Annotated in this window: 22 protein-coding genes, 1 tRNA gene and 1 pseudogene; 12 read left to right on the top strand and 12 right to left on the bottom strand. The window is 66.4% G+C overall.

Annotation, left to right across the window (positions count from 1 at the left end; all coding sequences use genetic code 11):
- Positions 1–194: 194 nt before the first annotated feature.
- On the top strand, positions 195–689 hold the full coding sequence (msrA, locus tag AB0M65_RS16795; protein WP_364028070.1) for a peptide-methionine (S)-S-oxide reductase MsrA: 495 nt from the start codon (positions 195–197) through the stop codon (positions 687–689).
- A gap of 1 nt (position 690) precedes the next feature.
- Here msrA and AB0M65_RS16790 read toward each other — a convergent pair whose 3' ends face one another.
- Both AB0M65_RS16790 and AB0M65_RS16785 read right to left on the bottom strand, forming a co-directional pair.
- Positions 691–1,932, bottom strand: a complete 1,242-nt coding sequence (locus AB0M65_RS16790; protein ID WP_364028068.1) for a plasmid pRiA4b ORF-3 family protein — start codon at positions 1,930–1,932, stop codon at positions 691–693.
- 126 nt (positions 1,933–2,058) lie between these two features.
- Positions 2,059–2,655, bottom strand: coding sequence for a helix-turn-helix domain-containing protein (locus tag AB0M65_RS16785; protein ID WP_364028066.1), 597 nt, complete (start codon positions 2,653–2,655; stop codon positions 2,059–2,061).
- Positions 2,656–2,732: 77 nt separating this feature from the next.
- Here AB0M65_RS16785 and AB0M65_RS16780 point away from each other — a divergent pair, with 77 nt between their 5' ends.
- The gene (locus tag AB0M65_RS16780; protein WP_364028064.1) at positions 2,733–3,119 is read left to right on the top strand and encodes a cupin; all 387 of its coding nucleotides are present in this window, start codon (positions 2,733–2,735) and stop codon (positions 3,117–3,119) included.
- On the opposite strand, the gene AB0M65_RS16775 is transcribed toward AB0M65_RS16780, so the two are convergent.
- The 6 genes from AB0M65_RS16775 to AB0M65_RS16750 all read right to left on the bottom strand — a co-directional run bounded on the left by AB0M65_RS16775 (position 3,116) and on the right by AB0M65_RS16750 (position 11,727).
- Positions 3,116–4,333 carry a TIGR02679 family protein gene (locus AB0M65_RS16775; protein WP_364028062.1) on the bottom strand — a complete coding sequence of 406 codons (1,218 nt, stop codon included), beginning with the start codon at positions 4,331–4,333 and terminating at the stop codon, positions 3,116–3,118. The genes AB0M65_RS16780 and AB0M65_RS16775 overlap by 4 nt on opposite strands.
- Entirely contained in the window at positions 4,333–8,370 is a 4,038-nt protein-coding gene (locus AB0M65_RS16770) for a TIGR02680 family protein (protein WP_364028060.1), read from the bottom strand. The genes AB0M65_RS16775 and AB0M65_RS16770 overlap by 1 nt, the downstream gene beginning before the upstream one ends.
- A complete protein-coding gene (locus AB0M65_RS16765) occupies positions 8,367–9,560 on the bottom strand; it encodes a TIGR02678 family protein (RefSeq protein ID WP_364028058.1) in 1,194 nt (397 codons plus the stop codon). Before AB0M65_RS16765 ends, AB0M65_RS16770 begins: the two co-directional genes overlap by 4 nt.
- Positions 9,557–11,101: a TIGR02677 family protein gene (locus tag AB0M65_RS16760; RefSeq protein WP_364028056.1), complete on the bottom strand. Its 1,545-nt coding sequence runs from the start codon at positions 11,099–11,101 to the stop codon at positions 9,557–9,559. Before AB0M65_RS16760 ends, AB0M65_RS16765 begins: the two co-directional genes overlap by 4 nt.
- 156 nt (positions 11,102–11,257) lie before the next feature.
- A complete protein-coding gene (locus AB0M65_RS16755) occupies positions 11,258–11,554 on the bottom strand; it encodes a hypothetical protein (RefSeq protein WP_364028054.1) in 297 nt (98 codons plus the stop codon).
- A 41-nt stretch (positions 11,555–11,595) separates the two neighbouring features.
- A complete protein-coding gene (locus AB0M65_RS16750) occupies positions 11,596–11,727 on the bottom strand; it encodes a hypothetical protein (RefSeq protein ID WP_364028052.1) in 132 nt (43 codons plus the stop codon).
- 108 nt (positions 11,728–11,835) lie between these two features.
- Here AB0M65_RS16750 and AB0M65_RS16745 point away from each other — a divergent pair, with 108 nt between their 5' ends.
- Entirely contained in the window at positions 11,836–12,678 is an 843-nt protein-coding gene (locus AB0M65_RS16745) for a hypothetical protein (RefSeq protein ID WP_364028050.1), read from the top strand.
- 102 nt (positions 12,679–12,780) lie between these two features.
- On the opposite strand, the gene AB0M65_RS16740 is transcribed toward AB0M65_RS16745, so the two are convergent.
- The gene (locus AB0M65_RS16740; protein WP_364028048.1) at positions 12,781–13,692 is read right to left on the bottom strand and encodes a restriction endonuclease; all 912 of its coding nucleotides are present in this window, start codon (positions 13,690–13,692) and stop codon (positions 12,781–12,783) included.
- A gap of 69 nt (positions 13,693–13,761) precedes the next feature.
- Complete coding sequence (locus tag AB0M65_RS16735) at positions 13,762–15,654, bottom strand: DNA/RNA helicase domain-containing protein (RefSeq protein ID WP_364028046.1); 1,893 nt, start codon at positions 15,652–15,654, stop codon at positions 13,762–13,764.
- 129 nt (positions 15,655–15,783) lie between these two features.
- Here AB0M65_RS16735 and AB0M65_RS16730 point away from each other — a divergent pair, with 129 nt between their 5' ends.
- Complete coding sequence (locus AB0M65_RS16730) at positions 15,784–17,667, top strand: DNA/RNA helicase domain-containing protein (protein WP_364028044.1); 1,884 nt, start codon at positions 15,784–15,786, stop codon at positions 17,665–17,667.
- A 194-nt stretch (positions 17,668–17,861) separates the two neighbouring features.
- Here AB0M65_RS16730 and AB0M65_RS16725 read toward each other — a convergent pair.
- Positions 17,862–17,937 (bottom strand) — tRNA-Arg (locus AB0M65_RS16725).
- A gap of 381 nt (positions 17,938–18,318) precedes the next feature.
- Between AB0M65_RS16725 and AB0M65_RS16720 the strand changes: the two genes are divergently transcribed.
- The 6 genes from AB0M65_RS16720 (at position 18,319) to lspA (ending at position 22,790) form a co-directional block, all read left to right on the top strand.
- The gene (locus AB0M65_RS16720; protein WP_364028042.1) at positions 18,319–18,972 is read left to right on the top strand and encodes a response regulator transcription factor; all 654 of its coding nucleotides are present in this window, start codon (positions 18,319–18,321) and stop codon (positions 18,970–18,972) included.
- On the top strand, positions 18,972–19,586 hold the full coding sequence (locus AB0M65_RS16715; protein ID WP_364028040.1) for a TRIC cation channel family protein: 615 nt from the start codon (positions 18,972–18,974) through the stop codon (positions 19,584–19,586). Before AB0M65_RS16720 ends, AB0M65_RS16715 begins: the two co-directional genes overlap by 1 nt.
- Before the next feature lie 85 nt (positions 19,587–19,671).
- On the top strand, positions 19,672–20,364 hold the full coding sequence (locus AB0M65_RS16710) for a response regulator transcription factor (protein WP_364028038.1): 693 nt from the start codon (positions 19,672–19,674) through the stop codon (positions 20,362–20,364).
- A complete protein-coding gene (locus tag AB0M65_RS16705; RefSeq protein ID WP_364028036.1) occupies positions 20,361–21,785 on the top strand; it encodes a HAMP domain-containing sensor histidine kinase in 1,425 nt (474 codons plus the stop codon). Before AB0M65_RS16710 ends, AB0M65_RS16705 begins: the two co-directional genes overlap by 4 nt.
- A complete protein-coding gene (locus AB0M65_RS16700) occupies positions 21,785–22,285 on the top strand; it encodes a carboxymuconolactone decarboxylase family protein (RefSeq protein WP_364028034.1) in 501 nt (166 codons plus the stop codon). The genes AB0M65_RS16705 and AB0M65_RS16700 overlap by 1 nt, the downstream gene beginning before the upstream one ends.
- On the top strand, positions 22,263–22,790 hold the full coding sequence (gene lspA, locus AB0M65_RS16695) for a signal peptidase II (RefSeq protein WP_364028032.1): 528 nt from the start codon (positions 22,263–22,265) through the stop codon (positions 22,788–22,790). Before AB0M65_RS16700 ends, lspA begins: the two co-directional genes overlap by 23 nt.
- Here lspA and AB0M65_RS16690 read toward each other — a convergent pair.
- A pseudogene (locus AB0M65_RS16690) lies at positions 22,759–23,143 on the bottom strand (VOC family protein). The gene lspA and the pseudogene AB0M65_RS16690 sit on opposite strands and share 32 nt — an antisense overlap.
- Positions 23,144–23,224: 81 nt before the next feature.
- Here AB0M65_RS16690 and AB0M65_RS16685 point away from each other — a divergent pair.
- The gene (locus AB0M65_RS16685) at positions 23,225–24,025 is read left to right on the top strand and encodes a DeoR/GlpR family DNA-binding transcription regulator (protein WP_364028030.1); all 801 of its coding nucleotides are present in this window, start codon (positions 23,225–23,227) and stop codon (positions 24,023–24,025) included.
- A complete protein-coding gene (galT, locus tag AB0M65_RS16680; RefSeq protein WP_364028028.1) occupies positions 24,022–25,104 on the top strand; it encodes a galactose-1-phosphate uridylyltransferase in 1,083 nt (360 codons plus the stop codon). Before AB0M65_RS16685 ends, galT begins: the two co-directional genes overlap by 4 nt.
- The last annotated feature ends 67 nt before the right edge of the window (positions 25,105–25,171 follow it).

Raw genomic sequence — 25,171 nt, 5'->3', positions numbered from 1 at the left:
ACTCGGTCGAAGGGCCCGCGCCGCCAGGGGCCGCCTGGGCGCGAAGACCACGAACAGATTTGCCAGACACGCCCTAGTGACGCCAGGCCGGGCGCGTCTGCCTTGAGACAGACTTTTTCCGTCACACCCGGACCGGGATGACAGGGCGGGTCCGACGCGTTCTACTGGATGTCAACGACCAGAGGAGATCAACTGTGACGGAAAAGGCTGTTCTCGCGGGCGGTTGCTTCTGGGGCATGCAGGATTTGTTCCGACGGCATCCCGGAGTCGTCTCCACCAGGGTCGGTTACACCGGTGGTGACGTGCCCAACGCGACCTACCGCAACCACGGCTCGCACGCCGAAGGCATCGAGATCGTCTTCGACCCGGCGAAGCTGTCGTACCGGCAGATCCTGGAGTTCTTCTTCCAGATCCACGACCCGACGACTCGTGACCGCCAGGGCAACGATCTCGGCACCAGCTACCGCTCGGCGATCTACTACACCGACGACACCCAGAAGCAGGTCGCCGAGGCGACGATCGCCGACGTCGACGCCTCCGGCAAGTGGCCAGGCAAGGTCGTCACCGAGGTGACCAAGGCCGGCGACTTCTGGGAGGCCGAGCCTGAGCACCAGGACTACCTGGAGCGCATCCCGAACGGCTACACCTGCCACTACGTGCGGCCTGAATGGCAACTGGGCGAGCGCTGAGTCACGCCATGGCGGTGAGGCGCTGGTCGGCTTCGTCGAGGTCAAAGCCCGCAGGGTCGAACTGGCCCGGGTCGTCGAGGCCGAGCCAGCGGAGGATGTCCTGGTGTTCCTCGTGGCCGGGATCGCCGAGGATCCGGATCAGCCGCGCGTAACCCCCGGTGCCGCCGACGTCCTCCGGCGGGCACGCCGCTTGGCCCGCGACACAGCGCGGGTAGTGCCCGTCGGCCGTGGCGACCGTGGCTTCCTCGACGAGGATCTCGTGGTCCCAGCTGTCGCCGAAGTCGTAGTTGTACAAGAGCCGGCCACCGGGCTTCACCAGTTCGTCCAGCCGTACTTGCCGTTCGTCACGGTATTGCAGCTCGGGCTCGGCCTCGCCGTAGTGGGTTTGCCCATCGAGGAAGTAATGCAGGTGGTAGTTCTCCCAGCCCATCGCGGCCTGGACGACGACGTGCAGCCGATCGAGCCGGATGGCCGCCGGAACCAGCACCCGTCGCCACACCGGAAGACCTTCCATGTCCAGCAGGGTGATCTTCACCTGGTAGATCGGATCACCGGCTTCAGGCGCGCCCAGTAGCCTTCGCATGCCTGATCGGCCGAGTGCGGTCAGCTCCGCGGATTCGTCCTGGAGGGTCACCGCCCCCAGCCGCCGCAGGACCTCGAGTGTGTGCTTGGTGTCGCGGTCAGTCGTGATGCGCAAAGTCTCGCGCTGGAGTTCGGTGACGTCGTCCAGGACGTAAGGCGCGCTCACCACATTCCAGACGATCATGCACAAACTCGAGATGCCGACGGCGCCGTCCGCCTTGTACAACGAGGTCAAGGCCGCACGGCTGCCGTCGGCGAATTCCGGGCGCAGCAAGGACTCGCCGAATCCCGTGGGCAGAAATGCCTCGCCAAGCTTGTCCAACCCGGTGAACAGCGCGAGCCACAGCGCCTCCGGGTCGTCAAGCAGGGCCTGGTTCTTCTTCACCGGCACCAGTCGCTGCCCCGTTTTGCGGACCAGCCGCGCCACTTTGGCGCATTCCACGACGAGCGCCAGGTCGAGCAGAACCTCGCTCGACCTGGTCCGGAACACGCGGTCGCCGATGACCGGGTCGATCACGTCACCGGTGCCCAGCAGGGGCACCAGCGTTTTGGCGTCGGTCAAGGTGATGCGCCCGGTCTGGGTGAGCTTGCGTCCCGCGCCCACCCATCCGGTGAACGCGCGCACCTGCTCGACCAATTCGGACTTCGCCGCACAATCCATGTCGCGAAGTCTAGGTTCCGGCTTCCGCGACCGCGGTCTCGCGGTGGATGTCGAGCCAAGTCCAGTTCGACATCGTGAGGAGATTCCCTGACCGGCAAGGCGGATATGCCGCTCGAACACGATTTTTCATACGGTGCGGGAGCTGCCCGTCACCTGGTGAAGGTCACTCAGGCCCGCTTTGACTTGTTCCGGCGTCATGCCGTCCTGTCGAAGGTGGGCGTACTGCGCCGCCGCCAGTGGTGCGAGCAGTGCGTCTGCCCGGAAGCGCGCATCCGCGGCCGGCTCGATTTCGCTGATCAACGTGACCAGGTGACTGTGGTGCAGCCGGTATGCGCCGGTCACGAACCGCGCCATCGGCGTCGCCGTTTCCGCGACCATCAGCAGTTGCCCGTGCGTCTCGAGCCTGTCGACGTACGCGCTGATGAACGCACTGAGTCGTTCTTTCGGCGGCGCCCCCGGCCCCAACGGCGGCGGCCCGCTGATGAACGCCTCCTGGAACTCGCGCTCGTTCTGGTCCAGAAGCGCCTGCGCCAACGCACCCTTGTCCGGAAACCGCCGGTACACCGTCCCGATCCCGACGCCCGCCTCCGCCGCGACCTCGTCCAACGCGAGCCCCTCGATCCCCTTGGCCGCCACAAGCTTGGCCGCGGCTCGGACGATCTTCTGCCGATTGCGAGCCGCGTCCGCCCGCTCGACCGGTCCGGACCCTGCGATGGGAAGCACGCGGTGAGTTTAGTCGGTGGACAAGTGGAACTTTCTCCGCTTAACTAAATGGAGAAATTTCCGCTTAGGAGGCTTGAATGTCCGTCGAACACTTCACGAGCGCCGACGCTTCGACCTGGTTCCAGCGGCTTGACCAGCAGATCTTCCTCGCCGACGTCCTCTCTGACGACAGCGGCGCGGCGATGTCCGTCGGATTCGGGCGCTACCGGAAGGGGGAGAAGAACCCGTGGAAGATGACCTACGACGAGGCCCTCGTCATCACTTCCGGGTCTTTCAGCGTCGAAGGCCCCTCGGGCTCGGTGACGGCTCGGGCGGGTGAGGTCATCTATCTGCGGGCGGGCACCGAGGTCGTCTACGTGGCCGAAGAGGACGCAGAACTGGTCTACGTCACCTATCCGCACTGGCTGGTTGCCACGGAATCGTCGGCTGAAGCTCACCGCCTCGACGACTTCCACCAGGCCTAGCGGAGATCGTCCAACAAGGCGGGGAGGACCAGTTCCTCTTCGATGCGGACACCACGCCGCTCGAGTGCCGGCCGTAGTTCCGGATCCCAGGCCGCGGCCGCCGGGTTTCCCGTCAGCGGACCGCCGGTCACGCTCGTCGCGGTGTACGCGGAAGCGTCGAAACGCCAGGGTTCCCAAGGAATCCGGTCCCACAGGGTGTTGCCGATCCGGATGCCGCCCCAGTCGAAATCGCCGTGATACCTGAACCGGGCACCGTCGGTCGCCAGCAGATCGAGTAGACGCCACACCGCGGCCGACGGCTGGCCGTTGACACAGACGAGAGGAGGGCAGCCGGACCCCAGCTCATCGGCCGCTGAGGCGAGAACGATCGGGTTCTCGCAAACCGACACGATCCCGGCTTCGACGCCGAGCCGTGCGGCGTTCAACTGGCGAAGCGTCAGCACACACGGCTCTCCGGATTCCTTGGCCAAAGCCAGTATGCGGCCGGTCACCGTGGTGGTGCCGCCGGGCAAACCGAGGCACAACACGGACGAGGACAGCTCGTCGCGGTGGACGCCGACCGCCGCCCAGGAAGTACGGCGTTCGCCTGCTGTTCCGTCTCCTGCCGGTGGGGTACCGCGGAGAACTCTCGCCGCCGAGAGGACGATCGTCGCCAAGGGACGCCCGTCATCCAGGCCGTGCGCGTCGCCCGTGGTCTCCGCCGCGAGACGGCCCAGCGCGATGCCCTCCGATGGCAGCTCGGTGAGTACGCGGACCGCGGCGGTGATCAACGTCGAAGCGCTCCCCGGATCGGAAGTCAACCGCCGGATCAGGCCGGTGGCGTCCAACCAGCCGCGCCAAGTCACCAAAGCCGGACGTCGTGCGACCAGCTCGTCCAACGGCCCGTAGGCCGCTGCCCATGCCGCGGCTTCGGTCGCCCGGTCCGGCACGGTTCCGACCAGCAGCCGTGTCGCGTCGGCGAGCCCGTCCGGCGCCGAACCGCTGCGACGGAGCACCGTGTCGACTTCATCGAGAGAAACGCTCAGGGAAGTACCAGTACCGGCCCGGCGGCCAAGCAGCAGCTCGATGGCCCTGCGCTGATCCTGTGTCGCCGAGCCGAGGGTGACGATTCCGCTCAACGGCTTACCGTTGATCATCCGCCGGCGCAAGCGATCGAGCAGCCAAGCCGTCTCTTCACCACCCAAAAGCCTGCGGAGGCGGTCAAGATCGGCCATCAGGCACTCGGGACGTACGGAATCGGTCGTTGCTCCTGGACACGTTCGCGGCCGTTCCATCGCCAGGGCGTCACCAGCACGGCGTCGATTCCGTCGCGCCGGGCGAGTTGCGCGATGGCCAGACCGGGCACCTGCGGGTAGCAACCCCATTCGCGTTCGCTGGTCATCACGACGTCGAGGTCGAACGCCGCGAGCAGGCCGAGACATTTGGCCCGTGAGTCATCGTCGACGCCGGCGAACGCCTCATCGAGCGCGACAAGACGCGGCGTGTGCGGATTGGCCGAAGACGAGTAGAACGAGGACGCCGCGGCGAACAGCGGGACCGACGCGGCAAGTACCCGTTCGCCGCCGGAAGCCGGGCCGGTCGCCGACCGCCATTGTCCGTCCTGGTAGCGCTGGATCGCGAATTCGTGCCAGCTCCGGTAGTCCAGCGCACGCGTCAGTTGTTCGACCCAGCCGCCCGCCGCGTCCTCGGCGTGCTCCCGGTTGATCTGCTCCTGCAAGAACCGGCCGACGGCGCTCCGGTCTTCCGCACTCCAGGCGTCGGCGATCTGCCGTAACAACCGGTCCCGCACTCGATCGAGTCCGTCGGGCGCCGTCCGCGAAGTACGCCACTGCAACCGCAGGCGCATCCCGGTCGACGTCGGCCGGGCTTCCAGGTCGCTGTTGATGGACCGGACCTGGTCCTCGGCGTTACCGATCAATTCCTGCAGTGTTCCCGCCACTTCGTTGATGAGGTGGTTCTCGAGGATTTCACGTTCCTTCGCCGAAAGCAGGTTCGCCCGCTGCTCGTTCTCCACCGCCAAAGCGGCCACCAGCGTCGGAATGTCTTGAGTGCGCCCTTGGAACAGCACATCGACGACGATGATCCCGTCCCGCACCGTCATGCCGACCGAATGGCCGTGCCTCGACAGCGCGTCGGTCAACAGCTTGTGCTCGGCCGACACACGCTGCTGCACCAGCTCCCAAGGCCGGTCCGCGTCGTCCACGCCGTCCAGCGCGGCGTTGACGGCCCTGGCGAGGGCGACGGCCGGGTTGGGCGCCCATTCCTTGCCAGGATCGGGAAAGTCCAATTCGGGAATGGCCGTCGTCAACAGTCCTGTCGTCGCGAAAGCCCGCAGTTCACTGATGGCCTGGTCGCGTTCGGCCACGGCGATCGCGATCGAATCCCGAAGTGTCTCGCGCCGCCCGTTGGCCGTACCTCGCTCTTCGTGCACGACCTGTTCGTCTTTTCGCACCTGCTTTTCGCGGGCGTCTCGCTCATCCAGGTCCGTCGCGACCGCGTTGAGCTTCCGATAAAGCTCATCGACTCCCGCACCCGCGGTCTCGACCAGGACGCGGTGGCGTTCCGCCACGATTTCGGCTTCGGCGCGCGCCTCGACGGCCGACTCCCGCGCTTCGTCGTGGTGTTCGGCAGCGGCCAGCAGTTCGTCTTCGGCCTTGACCGCGTCCGCGCGGGCCCGAGCCAGTGCCCGCGCCGCGGGCCAAAGCCCGGCCAAGGCGACCCGGTAGTCACCAAGGGCTCCGCGAACTCGGGCCAGTTCCTCGGGGTCGGTCGGCAGACCTACGTCCCCGGCGAATTCGATGACCTGTCCGCGAGTCCGCTCTGCTTCCCCGGCGCAGTCCTCAGAGGCCACGACAGCTTCGCCGAGGCGGACGTCGATCCGACGTTTGGCCTCATGTTCGCCTGCGAGTTTGACATGAGCGTCGCGGAGATCGTTGTCTTTCGGCTGCGCTCGGTGTTCAGCGGTGAGGGCGGCTCGCTGGGCGGCCAGGCCGGATTCGGCCTCCGCCACCGCGGCGAGACGCTGATCCAGTAAGGCATTCTCTTCACGCAGCCGCAGAATCCGTTCCCTGCGCGCGGCTTCGCGCGCGCCCTCACCCAGGTAAGCGGCCGTGTCCTTGCGCCACGCTCCACTCAACACGCCGACGGCGAACCTGCCGTCCACCGCGACCCAGGTGTCCGCGCCAGGCCCGAGACCGATCGCGCGCAAAACCGAGCCGACCACATCGTCGGCCAGCGCCGCGGCTTGTGGGTCGGCTCGGTCCACCGCCGGTGCGAGCACAGCGGTGAGGCCACCGGCCGGTGCGGCCTTGCCAGGCCTGACGACCACGTCTCCGGTCAGGGTGCTGTGCAGTTCACCGTCCGGGGTCACCCAAGCGTCCAGGATGCCCGCGGCCTCCAAAGCCGCTTCAAGTCCGGCCTGATGCTCCGCGTCGACGCCCGGGACGAAGTCGACGACTTTCCACAATGGCGCGCCAGGGCGGCCGACTCGTGCTTCTTCGTCACGGGTGTACGGCCTTGGCGGAGCGTCATGTCCGCCTGCCTCGAGCCGTGCGATCTCGTCGGCGATCGCTCGTCGCTCGTTCTCCGCCGCTGTTCGTTCGGCGTCCAGTGCGGCTTGCCTGCGACCGAATTCGGCGGTGGCCCGTAGCACGGCTTCTTCCACAGCCGATGCGGCGGGATTCGCGCCCGCGAGGGTCTCGGTCCACGCGTCAAGGGCATCGAGCAGATCGTCCACATCGGACAGCCTGAACTGCTCCGTGCCCGCCGAATAGGAGCGATAAGAGTCGACGAGCGCCGCACCGTGCTCGACGATGGCCTCTTCGGCCACGGTGATCCGCTCAGCGGCACCCTGCTGTTCGGCGGTGATCCGGTCCACGCTTTCGCGTGCCGAACGCAACGCGGCTTCGGCCTGCGTCGCGGCGTTGAGCAACTGTTGCAGCTGGTCGACCGCCTTGGTCTGCCGTTCGATGAGCGTCTGCCCGGCGCGCTCGTCTTCGTCGGCGACGGCAGCGGCATGTCCCTCGGCCAGGTACGCGGCCTTGGCGGCCGCCTGGGCGATGTCCTTGGCCTGCGCCAAAATCTCCACGTCGGCGGCGGTCGTTCGCCGCGCCGTCTCGGCTTCTTCTTCACGTCGTCGCAGGTTGGCAACGGCCGAAGTCAGGTCGCGTTCCCGCGCAGCGGCGAATTCGCTGAGCTTGGCGGCCTCCTCGCCTACCTTTTTCAGGTTTTCGGCGTCCCGCATTTCCGGACTGCTCTGCAGCGCGGCACGTCGTGCCTCCAGCTGGGTCTTCGCCGCTGTCAACGCACCGAGCAGTCGTTCTGTTTCTTCGAGTGCCAGCGTCGCTTTTTCATAAGCGGCCTCGGCTTCACCCAGCTCACGGCCGAGCTGTTCATACCTGCTGTGGGTGTGCCGCACCGGAGCCGCACGGCGTTTGGCCGCGATCCGGGAGTAGCGCCGGTAATGGCCGAGAAACTGCTCTGCGGCCGTCTTGGCTTCGGCGAGGGCGCGTAAGGTCTCCCGCTCCTCGTCCAGTCCACGGAACGCTTCCGCGACCGTGGCCACCAGTGCCGGGTCGAGCGGCGGCAGTGCCTCGGTGAGCGCTCGGGACAGCAGCTTCTCGTCCGGCTTCTTCGACAGCTGCGGTTGCCGAAGCTGGATCAGCAGGTTGACGAGGGCTTCGTAGCGGTGAATCCCCAGCCCGAACAATGCTTCGTCCACCGCACGCCGGTATTCCGACGCGGTGTCGTAGACCAGGCCATGCCCGTCGACGGCGTCCTTGAGCTTCTCCCTGGTCAACGCCACCCGGGTCGGGCTCACCAGGGAGAGGTCACGGCCGACGCGCTGGTCGGTGACGAAGAACCAATGCCTGGCGATACCGCGTCCGGCGACGGCCTTGAGCCCGCAGCCGATCGTGCGGTATTCGGCGCTCCCGTCGGGAAGGGCACGGCCGAATTCCAGCCAGGTGTAGCCGAGGCGTTCGTTGTGCGGATGTTTCCCGCCGAGCAGCAGGTTCCATTCCATGCGTTTGTTGCGGTCGCCGTCCGGCTCCACCCGGTGTGCCGACAGTTCGCCGTCGAGCAGGAACGGCAGCGTGAGCGCGAGCACCTTGGACTTGCCGGTCCCGTTGTTGCCACGCAACAACAAACGGCCATCGTGGAAATGGAACTCTTCGAGGTCGTAGTAGAACAGGTCGACCAGGCCGGCACGGAGTGGTTGCCAGCGGGCTCTGTCCGGGACGGGCAAAGTCATTTCCCGGTCTTCCTCTCCCGGATGGTGGGCGCGTCGAGCCGATAGCGGCCGATCGCGGGCAGCGCACGCACCATCGGCGGATCCCCCGCGGAATCCTCCACGAGACGCAACGCGCGCAGCTTGTGCAACGCGATGGCGAGGAGTTCCTCGTCAGCGCCTTCTTCGGTGACTCCGCGACGCCAGTAGGAGGCGTGATCGCGCGCGATCTTCCTGATATAAGCCAGCACTCGCTCGATGGGCACCGGCCCGTTCCGTGCCGCGAGGTACTCGGCGACGAGCAGGGTGGCGTGGCCGTCGGTGCGCTGCTCTGGCATCCGCACGTCGGTCAGTTCGTCGTCGGGATCGACCATCGCGACGCCCTCGGCGCGGACTTCGGCGACCAGACCGACGGCGTCCTCGATCCGGTGCGTTATCGCGTGTCGCTGGCTGGCCAGGTACGCCTGTTCGTCGTCGGCCAATTCCTCGTAGTAGACCACCGGATCTTCGAGCAGGCGGCGGGTGAGCCGGTGGCGTAACGCCCGATTGCGCAAGTCGTCGGTGTCGGCGACGGGCTCGTGGGCAAGCTCTTCGAGCCTGGTCTCGAAATCGGCGGCGTTGATCGTCGAAGGGCCGCGGCCACTGGTCAAGAGTGCGGCCAGTACTCGGCGCTGGACGTCGTACAGGACGTCTCCGTTGTCGCTCAGGTAGGAGTCTTCCTCGCCGGCGACACGCTCGAGGACACCCCACGTAAGCAGCAGCCGGACCGCGGCGACGAGATCCGAACGTTCGTCGCGCCTGCTCAACGTGAACGACACCCCGGCGTCGACGAGCTCCGGTTCACCCGCGGCGGCGAGCACGCTTTCGGCGAGACGGCCGAGGGTGATCTGCGCGTCGGCTCGCTCCAAAACGGCCAGCGCCAAGCAGAGCAGGACGTACCTGCGGCGGCCGAACGGTGGTTTGCCCTTACCGTCCCTCGCCGGATGGGTCGGGTCGTGCAACGTCGGCGCGGTTTTGAACAAGCGCGCGGATTCCGCGCCGACCAGCAGCCGCCAGCCCGTTTCCGTGGCGAGCCAATCACGCAATTCCGCCGCATGGCGCCGGACCAGCCGAAGTACTTCGTCGTCCGCCCCCGCGGTCAACAATGGCTTGGCGAGCAGCGCCCGCAGGGCTTTCCGTTTCTGCGCGACGGTTTCCTCGGCGAGCACAGTCACGCGATCGCCTCCACTCGGCCGTTTCCGATCAGGTCGAGGATCTCGATCAGGTGCTCCGGCCCGTGGAGCGTCCCGTCCTCGGTTTCGATGCTCACTGTTCCGCCACCTCGCACGAGGGTCAGGCGAACCTCCATCGTGCCGTCGCTCGTGGTGGTCCGGACTTCATGATCGCCGGGAGCGCGGGAGGACAATGCGTCGCCGAGGAGGCCGAGGAACAGCCGGAACGCCCGCGCGTCGAGCTCACCCAGCGCTGACAGCCGTGTCGGTCCCGGCGTCGCCAACCGCTCACGCGCCGCGGCGACCTGCTCGGCTTCGAGAGCCGCCTGCTCGGCCAGGACCCGTCGCTGCTCCGCACGATCCGAGACTCGGTTGGGCTGACCGCGTCGCTCGTAGGAACCTGTCCGGCGTAACTGCGGGCTGATGTGCACCCCGGCCGCTAGCCGCCACGGCGTACTCGGCGCGGGTTGCTCTTCCTCCCACGCGGCAACGGTTTCATTGTCGACCGTGAGGTGCCGCGCCGAACCGAGCCCGAACGCCGTCCGCCACAGACGATGCGCCGCGTTGTCGTCCGGTGCCTGGGCGAACCACCGCGCCAGCGTCCGGAAATCCGCCGAGCGATCGGAGCGCCCGGAACGACGTTCGTTGAGCGCGGCCACCGTGTCGATGAGCTGGGTGATCGCCGTGACAGCGGCTCCACGCAGCAGCCGCGCCTGCGACTGACGGCGAGAGTCGGCCGAGACGAACCAGTCATGCAGCCCACGCCACCGATTTCGCCAAGTGTCGTAACAGCTTTCGATGGCGGCCGCGTTCTCGTGATCGTCAGGTGCGACGTCGGCAGCTTCGCGCTTCGCGGCCACCATGAGCAGCTCTCGCACACCGGCTTCTTCGATCTTGCCCAGTAGAGTCGCGATCTCCGCACCCCGGTTGGCAAGATCGGCGATGAACCTGTTGACGTAGTCGATCAGCCGCTGCTTGTAGGCGACGAACGCCTCCACGTCCCCGTCGGCGAAATCGATGACACGACGTAGCGACGCCATGAACGCCTGCGCGTTATCGGCCAGTCCGGTGAACCGCTCGGCGAGGGCCAAGAGAAGAAGATGCACCTTCGCCGGGTCGAGCTCCCGCGCCCCCGCCAGCTCCACGAGCGCCCGCAGTTGCGCGGCGATGTCCTCCAGCGCCACCGATTGCAGCGAACCCCGGCGCCCCAGCGCCTGGTCGTAAACCGCGAGTGCCTCCTCGGCGGCCTGGCCGGCCGCGGTGAGCTGGTACAGATATCGGGCACGATGAAAGTCGGCGACACTGGTCACCCGGCTCGTATCCGGATCGGCCCGCAAGTTGCCCCACTCGACCAGCTTGTCCAGCGCGTCCGCGACCTGCTCGATGTCACCCAGCCTGCCAAGGTCCGCCGCGACGTCCTCCGGACGCATGTGCACGATGAACCGATCCCTCGCCCGCGCGAACGTCAACAGGACGTCACGATAGAGCGCCGCGTTCGGCGCACTGAGGTGCGCGAACGGCTGGGGCTCCTGGTCGACGGTCACGATCCCATTATGGAGAGGGCACCGACAGTTCCGATGGCACCCCTCCGGACGCCTGGTCAGCACGCCTTTTCCGCTCCCAGCGGGGCAGCTCGCCGCTCGGTCATGTCGGCCGCGGCGGCCAACGCCAGGAATTCTGACGATACGGCTCACTGAGCTTCAGGGCAGGTCAGGATCTGGGTGTTCGACAGCGAACCGGTCAATAGTGTCATGGTCGACAAAGGGGCTTGTCGGCAAGCCACTGCACCGCGCGACGATTCGCGCGGTTGTCATTGAACGCGTGCCAGACGGGAGAAGTTCTGGATATTCCTCGTGCAGCTCGTCCTTGAAATGGCGGAAGGCGCCTTTGCCGCGGATGGCCCTCTCCAGCCGTCGGCCAGCTCGTTCGTCACTGATACCTTCCGCGAAGTCCGCCATGTCCTGATACCAGACGTAGGACGGCAGCGGGTTGATCACGACCAGGTCCAGCTCGTCGAGGTCGATCGGATTCTCGCCGTCTACCCGCCTTCCTGTGTCCAGTGGCCCATCTCGCCTGTCTGCGGGTCGACCAGGTGAAAGTGCTCGTAGTCGACCTGGGTCCGCAGAGCCATGGCGATATCACCGATGTCGAACTTGTCCAAGCCGGGCATACGGACAGCCTATTCCCGCTCACTCAGCCGCAAGATCCATGCCACACTTTTCCGAGCGATTCAAGAGTTTGCCTGGTCTAGCCGTTCGATGAGACTTGGTTTGCGAGCATGCGTTTGACGCAGCGCCATGCTCCGCTCCCTGAACAAGTCACCGCGACCATCGCGTTCGGCGAGGGCCTGGAGATCGCTGAGCAGCGTCACAGCGGCGTCGTACTCACCAGGCTCTCGGGTAGCGATCATCGCATCGACGCGCGCCCAAGCGACATCCTCGTCAAGGGCCAGCTCGTCCAGCCGCCGTTCGCGGGCGAGGGCACGTGCCTGCTCGCGGCGCGCTTCCTCCTTGGCAAGCTGGGCGGCTTCACCCCGCTCCGGGTCAGCCCGCAGCCGTGCCGCGTTGTCGAGAAGGTCGGCCACGGTTCGCCGTGGTGGAGCGGTGATGGTCGTGGTGCGTTCGTCGCGGAACCGCCGAAGCAGCTCCATCCGTACGGACACTCCGTGCTCTTCGACGACGCGACTCAACGCACCTATGACTGGGCCGGCCTGCGAGACAAGGCGATTAAGCGGCTACGTGACGCCGCCACCGCACAGCCCGCCGTCGTCGACCACCTCATCGGCGTACTCCTCGACGAAGGCGAACTGGACGAAGCATGGCAGGTGGCAGCCAGCCATGCCCACGCTCTTTTCGAGTCACGCTGGCAACAGATCATCGAGCTACGCCAACCCACCCACCCGCGAGATGTCATCGAGCCATGGCAACGGCTCATCCAGCAACGACTCGACGTCAGTACCGACAAGTACCGGTATGGCAAAGCCATCAAAATGCTCCGAAAGCTTCGTGACGCCTACCAGGCCACGGACGACGAGACCGGCTTCGGAATCTACCTGGACAGCTTGCGAGACCAGCACAAACGCAAGACGTCATTCATCGCCAAGCTCGATAGCGGCCTGTGACGGGCCCTGGAGAAAAATCCACACGGCCGCGTCGCCGACGGAATAGATCACGGAATTATCGCGTGTCGGTTCTTGTGGTTTGGCGTCCCCTGACTGCTCCCGCTAGGCGTCTTCGAAGAAGTCCTCATCCATACGCTTGACAACGTACGTATCGCGGACCTGTACACCGATGTTGTGGCGAATCATGAGCTGCGCCAACTCGATGCCATTGATCAGAACGACCCGAGCCTGGATTCGCTCGGCGAACTGCTGGGCGTCAGGGGTGAAACGACTGGTGGTGATGAAGACGCCCCGATCGGCTTGCGCGCCATGGAGTGCCCCGACGAACTCCTGGATCTCGGGTCGTCCGACGGCTCGGTTCTTGCCATAGCGCTTGGCCTGGACGTAGATGCGGTCGAGGCCGAGGGCGTCTTGTCGAATGACGCCGTCTAGGCCTTCGTCGCCGCTACGGCCCAGGTGCTCCGCAGCTCCGTGGCTTCCGCCGTAACCCATCGCGGTGAGCGTTCGCAAGACGAGATGCTCAAGGAATTCCGGCTCACGCTCACGCACTCGCTCGATGAGTTCGTCGGCGAGCGCGGTATGAGCGAGCTTGACCGCGTTGGCGATGGATTCAGCGGGTGGGACGGTGTCGGTGTTCTCCTGGGCTTCCGTCGAGCCTGGGGTTGTTTCCTTGCTTCGGCTTTTGAATTCGGTGAACTCCGGAAACTGCGCGAGCACGGTGTTGTCGACGCGGTCCGAATGCTGTCGCAAGACATTCTTGCCGCGGTCGGTGATCTGTACTACCGCGCGCCGGGGCCGAGTAACCAGGCCTGCCTGCGCCATGTAGGTGATCGCCCAGTGCATCCGGTTGTCGAAGACGAACGATCCACTGGGGATCTTCGCCTCCCTGTCGCTGGACGTGACCTTAAGCGTTTCTGCGACCGCGTCACGGAGCGCGCGTACTGGCAGAGATTGCCCGTCTGCCAGTACATGTAGGCACGGGGCCATCAGGGATTGGTAGTCCGGTACGCCCAACGAATGCTCCCTTAGCGAACGTGACCACGGTGATCCGGCTGTGATGGTGCCCTGCCGGTCTCGACCGGGTTACCGAGTCATCTCTTCCAGGAATTCCTGGGTTTCGGGATCTTCCGAGAAGATCGCGGTCCCGCGCATCCCACGAGTGAGCAGGACCTTGTACGTGTTCTTGATCAGCGCGCCGAAGTGCAGTTCGTCGGCCTTCTTGACCTCGGTGTCCTTGGAGTTCGCGCGCACCGGATGCCACATGCCGTCTCGGCGCACGAGATCCTTGCCGAAGATCACGCCTGACCAGTCGTACTCGAAACCCTGAGCGGTGTAGATGCAGCCAACCTGGCCGAAGCCGCGTTCGTCCGTCGCCCAGTAGCTGGATTCGGGTACGTCAGGCACCGACTTCTCGCCCTTCGCGTTCCAGGGCCGCTTCCACGCACCGACCTGGACGTCGTCTATGAGCCGAAGTCCATCGGGCGTCTTGACCGGATTGCTCCATGGCCAGCAGAAGCCGGCGGCCAGCCGCCCGACCCCGCCACCCTGGGCTTGCTGGTGCAGTACCCAGGACTCGAGCGCCTCTGGTGACGCCGCGGTGGTCAAGGTGATGCCCTCGTCGAGGGGACCCGCGAGCTTGCTCCAGGCGATCGGTGGTTCGGCGGAACGGAGCCCTAGCAGCCTGGCGACCCAGGTGTCGTAGGAAACCGAGCCGCCGCACCGCAGCTGATCATGCAGCCGGACGACCTCGACTTCGCAACCGAGCGCGCGCGCCGCGGTGGTGATCTCCTTGAGTGAGCCCATTTCTCCTGGTCGCACGACTTGGTGCTCGTCGAGGAGAAAGACGGGAACGGTCGCCACGTTGATGAGCTCGTTGACCTGACGATCGGCGCGATCGCGCCTCTCCTTTTTCGTGAACCTGTCGACGCCCTTCTCTCGGATGCGGTGCGCTTCGTCACAGATCAAGACGTCCAGTTCGCGAGGCTCGCAACCCACGTAGGCATTGAAGTACTTGAACAACCCCTGGACCCGAGTGCTGCCGCGTCCGGCGTACTTGCGCATGGTCGAGGTGAACGACTTCGAACCGGTCGCGTGGTGGACGGCGAGGCCACGACGAGCCAGTTCGCCGAGCAGGCTCAAAGCGATCACGCTCTTGCCGGATCCAGGGCCGCCTTCGACGATCACGACCGTGCGCGTTTGCGCCGCCCGAGACCGCTCAACCGCCTGCAGTACCAGTTCGTACGCGACCTTCTGTTCGTCCAGGAGAACGAATTGCTCGCGGTCCTTGATCTCGGCGGCGGCCAGATCCAGCAACGGCTTGGTGGGGCGGTGGGTGAAGGCACTGAACTCGTCGCCGGATTCCACGTTCGCTCGCCTGTCGACCGCGAAGTCGAGCACGGCGTTGAGGTGGTCGCGCAGGGCCGCCTTGTCATCCATGGTGAACAGCCGGCAGCTGGGGCGAGGGTTGTCCTGAAGGAGACCGGGCACATCCGTCCGACGCGCGTTGTGCAGGTACGCCATGGCGTGCACCGCTTGTGGCCGATCCACGAGCGCTGGCGTGTGGTCCACGAAGTACTGGTGATACCGGTGAACCTGCTCGGCCGGATGAAGGTGCCGTCCCGGGAGCCCGGCCACGTTGACCACCTCGGACAGGTACGACTCGGCTTTGGACCACTGCTTGAGTTCGATGAAGGCGAACGAGCTTTGTCCGGTACGAGGATGAACGCCGCACAGCACGACGTCGATGCGCTGCTTACTGTGCGGTAGTTGATGCTCGAGGAGGACTTCGACGTCGCCAAGACCCGCGTCCACGAGGTCTGTGAACAGGATGGGCAGGCTTTTTTGCCAGGAGACCACCTCGCTGGTCCCCATCCTGCTGCCGAGTACGAAGCCCGCTTGCTCCTTCAACCGGGTGTGCAGGTGACCCGCGCGGGCTTCGATCAAGAGATCGGCCGCGCTGCCGCGTGCAAGAGCCACTCGTCCCTCCCCTGGGCGTGGGGCGCTCAGCTGCTCCCCAGCAGTCGATCATAACCCGCTAGAGTGATTCTTGCCTTCACGCAATCGCGCGAAAGGCCAAGAGGCGGGAACGGCCCTGGGGAGGGTGGCTTGCCGGTCAGCAAGACCGCGTACGAACTGCGCGAAGAACTTCAGCACGAACGTATTGTCATCGAGCTCGCCAAGCATGTGGGCGTCACCTACAAGGCGTCCGAACAGCATGGTGAAATCGGTTCCTGGAGGCGCAGTCTTCCGGTACTCGCCGAGATGCTGTGCGCCGCCGGCCTTGGGCACCTGCAGGTGCTGCTCGAGTACCGGCTTCCGTACAGCCCGAAGCGAGTGGACGCCATCCTCTGCGGGGTTCACCCGGAAACCAAGAGACCCTCCTACGTGCTCGTCGAGCTGAAGCAGTGGAGCGACGCGAAGACGGTCGGTACCGGTCTGGTGAAAGCTCGGGGTGGGAGACGGCAGCCGGATTTGCACCCGGCGGAACAGGTCAGGCGGTACTGCCGTCAGCTCCTCGACTTCGTCCCCGCGTTCGCGCGATTTCCCGGGCAGGTCAAAGGGATCGCTTACATGCACAATGCCGTGCGCGACGCAGAGTGGACACTGGATGAATTCGAGTACGATGACTTCGGCCAGCTCTACACGTCGGATCTGCAAGGGGATCTGCTTTCCGACCTGTGGTCGGTACTCGACGCCGACCCGGCCACCGCCGGCGCGGCGATGGCCGCCGCTCACGAATTGATCTCCGCTCCACCGGCGCCGGCTCGGAACCTGCTGAAGACCGCTGCGGACGCTTTTGTCGCTCGAGACGACTTCGTTCTTCTCGATGAGCAGCAGGTCGCCTACAAGACAGTGCTCGACGCCGTGGGCGAGGCCGATTCCGGTGGTGAGAACAAACGGAAAAAGGTCGTTGTCGTCAATGGTGGGCCGGGCTCCGGCAAGAGCGCCATCGCGGTGACGCTACTCGCCGCCTTGGCAAGGCAGAAGCGAAAAGCACTGCACGCGACCGGATCCCGCGCCTTCACCGAAACCTTGCGGGACAAGGTGGCAGGGGACGAGGAACGTTCCGGCGAGATCTTCAAGTACTTCAACGAGTTCCGCCGCGAACCCGCAGATGCTCTCGATGTCCTGATCTGCGATGAAGCGCACCGCGTGCGGGGCATGCCCGCCCACCTTCATGGGAAGGTGCGGAGCCAGATCGACGAGCTCATCGAAGTGGCGAAGGTGCCACTGTTCCTTTTGGATGAACACCAGGTGGTGAGGCCGGGTGAGATCGGTACCAAGACCGACATCATCTCCATCGCCGAAGGGAAAGGGTGCGAGGTAGTCGAGATCAGCCTCGACGGTCAATACCGGTGCGGTGGCTCGGCGAAATTCGACGAGTGGGTTGTGCGCATACTGGGGCTCGGCTCCGAGCCACCCGCGGTGTGGTCGGAGCTGGTCGAAGGCAGTGAAGACGAGTACGTGGTGGACTCCGCCGGATCACCTCATGAACTGGAGAGCTGGCTTCTCCGTCAGGCCAAAACCTTTTCCGGCACGGCGAGGATGGCGGCCGGTTTCTGCTGGGAGTGGCACGACCCCGTGACGGTTGACGGGGAACTGCGGCTGCTCGACGACGTCCAGATCGGCGGATGGCGTCGTCCGTGGAACGCCAGACAAGGATTCGAAGTGCCTGGCGTTCCCTCTGCTTCCTTGTGGGCGTCCGAGCCGGAGGGATTCGGGCAGGTCGGCTGCATTTACACGGCCCAGGGCTTCGAGTACGACTGGGCGGGGGTCATCTTCGGTGACGACCTGGTCATCCGTAACGGAGAGTGGGTCGCGCGCCGCGACTTTTCCTTCGACGGGTCGGTGAACAAGGCCGAGCCCGTAAGGTTCGACCGGTTGGTCCGGAACACCTACAAGGTGCTGATGACGCGGGGCATGCAGGGAATGTGCGTCTACTCCACGGACGACGAGACGAACAACTTCCTCCGGAAGTTCGCCAGGTAGCCGCGATGACCGAAAGCACGGCGGCCGAGCGAGTCAGGCTTCCCCACGGGGAGAGTTCCAGACACTTTGGCTCGGCGAAGCCATCAGTGTGGTCGGCGACCGGTTGACGAAGGTCGCGGTCGCGATGCTGGTGTTCGATCGGACAGGCTCAGCCAACGGCGTGGATGACGACACCCGAGCGAAACATCGGTGATTGGTGCCCCCGGCAGGATTCGAACCTGCGACACCCGCTTTAGGAGAGCGGTGCTCTATCCCCTGAGCTACGAGGGCATGTACTGCCAGGCACAGCCTACCGGGTGGTTGCCCCCTACTGGGTAGGGAGGTGACCGTCACGCACGAGTCGGGGCGGGGAGGGCATGCGGCCGGCGAGGTGAACCGGGCGGATGCCCCGAACGGCGGTTGTGCCGCGAGCGCCGAGGGAGCATGCGGCAGAGCGGTGCCACTGGCCGGGTAGTGACACTCGACCTGCGGATCCGTCGCCGAGCAGCCACACTCAACCCAGGCAAACAGGGTCTGAATCGACGCCTAGATCGACACAGATGACCCGCACGGGTCACTCGTACGTGTCTGGTTTCCAAACCCTGAACAACAGTAGGTAATCTTCGTTAACGGGACGCGAGACGCCGCTCCCCCGGCTGCCGGAGGGCTTCGTTGATCAAGCTCATGTTCGCCGACGACGAGGAACTGGTCCGTTCGGGCCTGCGTGCCATGATGTCCGGCGCCGCCGACATCGAAATCGTGGGCGAGGCGAGCGACGGGAGATCAGCGGTCGAGGTCGCCCGGCGATACCACCCTGACGTCGCCTTGCTCGACATCAAGATGCGGGCTCCTGACGACGGTATTCGCGCGCTGCGGGCGATCCTCGCGTTGCCGGATCCACCGTCCGTCGCGATGTTGACCACGTTCGACATCGACGACTACGTCAGTCTCGCGCTCAGGCTCGGGGCCAACGGTTTCCTGCTCAAGGATATCGACCCGGCGGCGTTGCTGAGGGCCGTCCGGGACCTCGCCAGGGGTGGCGCGGTGCTGGATCCGGGCGTCGCGGCGCGCATGGTGCAGTCGCATCGGGACGAGCAGCGGGCCGCGCAGCCGGCGCGCAAGCTTCTCGCCTCGCTGTCGGAACGGGAGCGTGAGGTCGTCGGGCTGATCGGGCAGGGGCTGTCCAATGCCGAGATCGGCGGACGGCTCCACCTGTCCGAGGCCACGGTCAAGGGTTACGTTTCGGCCGTCCTGTCCAAGATCGGCGCGGCGAACCGGGTGCAGGCCGCGCTGCTGGCCTACCGCGGTGGCCTGCTCGACCAGTAATGATCCTCACCGCGCTCGAGTTCCTCGGGTTGATCGCGTTCGCCGCCTCGGGGGCGCTCGCGGCGGTGCGGTCCAGGTTGGACGTCTTCGGGGTGGTCGTGGTCGGACTGACCACGGCCCTCGGGGGCGGGATCATCCGTGACGTCCTCCTGGGGATCACTCCGCCGACGACCCTGCGGACCTGGCCTTATCTCGCGGTCTGCGGCGGGACGGCGCTGGTCGTGTTCGTCTTCCATCCGCAGATCGCGAAGCTGCGCCGCGGCGTGCTCCTCGCCGACGCGCTGGGGCTCGGCGTCTTCGCGACCGCGGGTACCACTATCGCGTTGAACGCGGGTGCTACTCCCTACGCGGCGTGCCTGATCGGTATGACGACGGGTATCGGCGGGGGTGCGGTGCGTGATCTTCTCCTGCGGGAAATCCCCCTCGTGCTGCGGAAGGAGATCTACGCGGTCGCCGCGCTCGCGGGGGCCGCGCTGGTCGTGGTTGGTCACGCTCTGCGACTACCCGCTGGGCCAGTCACCGTAGTCGCCGCCGCGGTCGTGGTCGCCGTTCGCATGCTCGCTTTGTGGCGCAGATGGAACGCACCTGTTGCAAAAGGCCCCGAGACCGGCTAAAACGCCTTGTGGACCGCTGAATTCTCTTTGTTTGTTCTGTGTGTGTTCTTAGGCGAGTCTCAGCACGCTGCGTAAGACTGTCGCCATGCGCATCCTCGTAGTGGACGACGACAGGGCCGTCCGTGAATCACTCAGGCGATCGCTTGAGTTCAACGGCTACCAGGTGGAGATGGCCGGGGACGGCGCACAGGCCCTCGAAGCGATCATCGCCAACCGTCCGGACGCGATGGTGCTCGACGTGATGATGCCGCGGCTCGACGGCCTGGAAGTCGCTCGACGACTGCGAAGCACCGGTGACGACCTGCCGATCCTCGTGCTGACGGCGCGGGACACCGTTTCCGATCGCGTGTCCGGTCTCGACGCCGGCGCTGACGATTACCTCCCCAAGCCCTTCGCGCTCGAAGAGCTCCTCGCTCGCCTTCGCGCGCTTCTGCGCCGGGCGATCCCGGACCCGCAGGCGGGGCAGAACACCGAGATCCTCTCGTTCGCCGACCTCACCCTTGACCCGGGGACGCGCGAGGTCCGCAGGGCCGGGCGGGAGATCAGTCTCACGAGGACCGAATTCGCGCTGCTGGAGTTGTTCCTCTCCTACCCGAAGCACGTGCTGACCCGAAGCCGGATCCTGGAGGAAGTATGGGGATACGACTTCCCGACGTCGGGCAACGCGCTGGAGGTCTACGTCGGTTACTTGCGCCGAAAGACCGAGGCGGGGGACGAACCGAGGCTGATCCACACGGTACGGGGAGTGGGCTACGTGCTGAGGGAAACCCCGCCGTGACGAACCCGGTCCAGATCGTCGACGGATCCGAAAAGGATCCGCGTGGCGACCGCTGGGGCACGCGGCGCTTCTCGCTCCGCGGCCGGGTGACGCTGCTCGCGGCCGCTTCGGTGGCGGGCGCGGTGGCGCTGGTGTCGCTGGGCGCGTACCTCGTCGTTCGCGACAACCTGTACCAGCAGGTCGACGACAACCTGCTCGCCCGCGCGCAGGCGGCGGTCGACTCGCCGCAGGTGCAGACCGAGCTCCAGCAGGTCCCCGGCGCCTTCCTGGCCAGCGCGGATCTGCAGATCGGCCAGCTGACGATCGGGGAGAAGGTCCGGCTGACCTATCCGCAGTCCGGTTCGCGCCCGCCGTACGACGAGCGCGAGATCGCGGTCGCGTCCGGGGACTCGCCGGTTTCCCTGCGCACCGACCCGAAGACCGACAGCCGCGTCGTCGCGCTGCCGCAGGGGCCAGGGCAGGCGATGGTGCTGGCCCAGTCGCTCGGCCCGACGAAACGCACCCTCAACGAGCTTTCCGTTGTCCTGTTCCTGATCGGCGGCGCCGGGATCCTGGTCGCCGCGGTGGCGGGCACCGCGGTCGCGCGAGCCGGGCTGCGGCCGGTCGACCGGCTCACTTCGGCTGCGGAACGCGTCGCCACCACCGGTGACCTGCGGCCGATCCCGGTCAGCGGCGACGACGAACTCGCCCGCCTCACCCAGAGTTTCAACACGATGCTCGGCACGGTCGCCGAATCGCAGGAGCGGCAGCGGCAGCTCGTCGCCGACGCCGGCCACGAACTGCGGACCCCGCTGACGTCGCTGCGCACCAACCTGGAGCTGCTGCTGTCGGCGAGCAGACCGGGCGCCCGCACGCTGTCCGGCGAGGATCGCAGCGACATCGAGGCCGACATCCGCGGCCAGCTCGACGAGCTGACCCAGCTGATCGGCGACCTCGTCGAACTCGCGCGCCAGGACGAGCCCCGGATCGAGCACGAGCGGGTCGAGATGGTCGACGTCGTCGAGCGCGCGCTCGACCGGGCGCGCCGCCGCGCCGGCGAGATCGAGTTCGACGTCTCGCTCCAGCCGTGGGTGCTGACCGGCGACACCAGCGCGCTGGAACGCGCGGTGCTGAACCTGCTGGACAACGCCGTGAAGTTCTCGCCGGAGGGAACGACGGTCGGGGTCCGGCTGTACCCGGTCGGCGACGGCACCGCGGTACTCGAAGTCGCCGACGCCGGGCCGGGGATCGACGACGAGGACCTGCCGAAGGTCTTCGACCGCTTCTACCGCTCGTCGGAGGCCCGGACGTTACCCGGTTCGGGGCTCGGCCTGGCGATCGTCAAGCACGCGGCACAGCGGCACGGCGGCGACGTCTACGCGGGCAAGGCCCCCGAAGGCGGTGCGTTGATGACGTTGCGGCTTCCGGGAGCGCCTGGCTGATGGGTGACTACGACAAGGGCCTCGAACTGCTGCGGCTCCTCGGTGGCGTCGAAGATCCCGCCGTGCTGGCCCTGTTCGAAAGCGTCCAGGCGACGGACTTCGGCGCGGAAGCGGTCGCCTTCGTCTACGGCGGCGTCTACCAGCGGCCTGGGCTTTCGCTGGAACAGCGGCAGCTGGTGACCGTCGCCGCGCTGGAGGCGTTGGGCTACGCGGAGGCGCAGCTCGCGTTCCACCGTGCCGGGGTGGAGAACGTCGGCGGCGACGTGGACCGCGTCGACGAAGCGACCCGGCGGCTCATGGCGATCGCGACCTATACGGCGAAGGGTGCAGTGGCGCCGGAACTGGCGGATCTCCTCCGGGAAGCGCGTGCCGCGGGGGAGTTCAGGGCGGCCGTCGAGGCGATCCTGCACCTTTCCGTCTACGTCGGCTTCCCAGCCGCACTCAACGCGCTCGGCGTCGCCCGTACTCTGACGAGTGATGAGCACCGAGAACGCGCCTGAGCCGCCGCCCCGTCGTCTGCTGTGGACACTGCTGGTGGCCGCGCTGCTGCTGGCGGCCGACCAGCTGACCAAATGGTGGGCCGTCGACGCCCTGACCGACCGGGCGCCGATCCCGGTGATCGGGGACTTCATCCGCTTCCGGCTGCTGTACAACCCGGGTGCGGCGTTCTCGCTGGGTGCCGGTTCGACCTGGATCTTCGCGATCCTGGCCGCGGTCGCGGTGGTCGCGCTGCTCTGGATCTCGCGCAAGGTCCGCTCGGCCGGCTGGGCGATCTCGCTCGGGCTGCTGCTCGGCGGCGCGACGACGCATCTGGGGGACAGGCTGTTCCGCGACCCCGGGTTCGCACGCGGCCACGTCGTCGACTTCATCGACTACAACGGCTGGTTCGTCGGGAACGTCGCCGACATCGCGTTGTTCTTCGGTGCGGTCTCGCTGTTCGTGCTGAGTTTCCGCGGCGTCCCGATCGACGGCGTCAAGCAGGCGGAAGACGCTCAAGCGGAGTAAGCAGGCAGAACTCGTTGCCTTCGGGATCGGCGAGGACGACGAGCCCGGCTTCGGGACGCGCGAGCACCTCGGCGCCCTAGGCGTTCGACGTCGTCGCCGGTGAGATCCAGGTGAACGCGGTTTTTGACGACCTTGTCCTCGGGCACGACGGTGAAGAACAGACGGGGCCCCGACGCGGCTTCGACAAGCACCGAAGGATCGTCCTCGGGACCGCTGAACCCCAGTGAATGAAGGCGATCAACCTCGTCTTCGTCATAGGGTGCGACTTCGTAGCCGTCGAGCGCGGCCGCCCAGAACCGGGCCAGTGAAGCCGGATGGTGGCAATCGAAAACGACGTCGCGAAGCCAGGCCATGGACCCATGCCGGCAGGCGCGCCAAGTCGCCGCGTTATGTTTGATCATGTAGGATTTTGTGTAGTTGACTAGGGAGGGCTCGTGCTCGCGCGGCAACGACAGGCGGTGATCCTCGAAGAGGCGCGCCGGACCGGTGCGGTCCGGGTCAGCGACCTCGTCACGAGGCTCGGCGTCTCCGACATGACGGTGCGCCGCGACCTCGACGTGCTCGCCGGCCGGGGGCTGGTCGAGAAGGTCTACGGCGGTGCCACCTCCATCGTCGGCAAGAGCACCGATGAGCCCGGTTTCGAGGCTAAATCCGTCCGGCAGCGCGCGCAGAAGGAAGCCATCGCCGCCGTCGGTGCCGGGCTGGTCCGGCCGGGCACCGCGATCGGGATCTCCGCCGGCACCACCACGTGGCGGCTGGCAAGGGCACTCGACGAGATCCCCGGGCTGACCATCGTCACGAACTCCATCCAGGTCGCCGACGTCTTGCGTGGCGCGAACCAGCCGGATCGCACGGTGGTGCTCACCGGTGGCGTCCGCACGCCGTCGGACGCCCTGGTCGGGCCGGTCGCCGTGCAGAGCCTGCGTTCGCTGCATCTGGACGTCGTCTTCCTCGGTGTGCACGGGATGGCCGACGGCCCCGGCTTCACCACGCCGAACCTCACCGAATCCGAGACCGACCGCGCACTGGTCGAAGCGGGCCGCAAACTGGTCGTGCTGGCCGACCACACCAAATGGGGCATCGTCGGCATCTCCACCATCGCCGGGCTCGAAGAGGCCGACGTCGTCGTCTCGGACGACGGATTGTCCGACCACGCAAGGGAAACGCTCACCGAGCAGTCGCGTGAGCTGATGATCGCCGAAACGGCGGAGACGGCTGAGGCTGAAGAAGCGTGAAGCGCACGGTAAGGCACCTGGCCGACGGCCGGGAGATCATTTATTTCGACCGGCCCGGCGCGCCCGAACGCACCGCCGAGGACACCCGTGACCTGCCGAGGGTCGCGGCGGCGTCGGAGATCCGGCGTGACCCGCTGACCGGCGAGTGGGTCGCGATGGCCGCCCACCGGCAGACACGGACCTACAAGCCACCCGCCGACCTGTGCCCGCTGTGCCCGACGAAACCCGGGAAGCCCAGCGAGATCCCGGAGCCGGATTACGACGTCGCGGTGTTCGAGAACCGGTTTCCTTCCTTCTCCCGCAATGTCATCGGTGAAGTGTCCACTGTGGATGGCGCGGGTCTGGTGCCGCTCGCGCCGGGGGCCGGCCGCTGCGAGGTCGTCTGTTTCACCAGTGAGCACGACGGTTCCTTCGCCGGGTTGACGGCGAAACAGGTCCGCGCGGTCGTCGACGCCTGGGCCGACCGCACCGCCGAACTGTCCGCGATGGACGGTGTCGAGCAGGTCTTCCCGTTCGAGAACCGCGGTGAAGAGATCGGCGTGACACTGCATCATCCGCACGGCCAGATCTACGGCTACCCGTTCGTCACGCCGAAGACCGAGCGGATGCTGGAGGTCGCGCGTGCCTACGAGGCCGAACACGGTCGCCCGGTGATGGGTGACGTGCTGGCCGCCGAACGTGGATCCGGTGCCCGTGTCGTGGTCGCCGGTGAGCACTGGACGGCGTTCGTGCCACCCGCCGCGCGCTGGCCGGTGCAGGTCCAGATCGTGCCGCATCGCCAGGTGCCGGACATTCCCGCGCTCAACGACGCCGAGCGCGACGAGTTCTCCGACGTCTACCTCGAAGTCCTTCGCCGCTGCGACGGCCTTTACGACCGGCCGCTGCCCTACATCGCCGCCTGGAACCAGGCGCCCGCGAAACGCGATCGCGAGCTGGGCTGGCTGTACCTGGAGGTGTTCTCGGTGCTGCGGTCCAAGGACAAACTGAAGTACCTGGCGGGTTCGGAGTCCGGGATGGCCGTGTGGATCAACGACGCCACCCCCGAGCAGATCGCGGAGAAGCTGCGCGCCACCCGCTGATGAGGCCATACTCATGTGCGATGCACAGCTTTGGCTCAGGAACTTCTCAGGACCATCCCGCAAGGTG

The sequence above is a fragment of the Amycolatopsis sp. NPDC051071 genome (genome assembly GCF_040682875.1).
Taxonomy (GTDB): Bacteria; Actinomycetota; Actinomycetes; order Mycobacteriales; family Pseudonocardiaceae; genus Amycolatopsis.
Note: the sequence above shows the minus strand (reverse complement) of the source record. Positions and strands in the feature narration are given on the sequence as shown.

What these genes read in the sequence shown, in the direction of transcription:
- AB0M65_RS16790 (WP_364028068.1), bottom strand. Translation starts at nt 1,932, where the DNA reads ATGGATTGTGCGGCGAAGTCCGAATTGGTCGAGCAGGTGCGCGCGTTC.
- AB0M65_RS16780 (WP_364028064.1), top strand. Translation starts at nt 2,733, where the DNA reads ATGTCCGTCGAACACTTCACGAGCGCCGACGCTTCGACCTGGTTCCAG.
- AB0M65_RS16775 (WP_364028062.1), bottom strand. Translation starts at nt 4,333, where the DNA reads ATGGCCGATCTTGACCGCCTCCGCAGGCTTTTGGGTGGTGAAGAGACG.
- AB0M65_RS16770 (WP_364028060.1), bottom strand. Translation starts at nt 8,370, where the DNA reads ATGACTTTGCCCGTCCCGGACAGAGCCCGCTGGCAACCACTCCGTGCC.
- AB0M65_RS16750 (WP_364028052.1), bottom strand. Translation starts at nt 11,727, where the DNA reads ATGCCCGGCTTGGACAAGTTCGACATCGGTGATATCGCCATGGCTCTG.
- AB0M65_RS16745 (WP_364028050.1), top strand. Translation starts at nt 11,836, where the DNA reads ATGCGTTTGACGCAGCGCCATGCTCCGCTCCCTGAACAAGTCACCGCG.
- AB0M65_RS16715 (WP_364028040.1), top strand. Translation starts at nt 18,972, where the DNA reads ATGATCCTCACCGCGCTCGAGTTCCTCGGGTTGATCGCGTTCGCCGCC.
- AB0M65_RS16710 (WP_364028038.1), top strand. Translation starts at nt 19,672, where the DNA reads ATGCGCATCCTCGTAGTGGACGACGACAGGGCCGTCCGTGAATCACTC.
- AB0M65_RS16700 (WP_364028034.1), top strand. Translation starts at nt 21,785, where the DNA reads ATGGGTGACTACGACAAGGGCCTCGAACTGCTGCGGCTCCTCGGTGGC.
- lspA (WP_364028032.1), top strand. Translation starts at nt 22,263, where the DNA reads ATGAGCACCGAGAACGCGCCTGAGCCGCCGCCCCGTCGTCTGCTGTGG.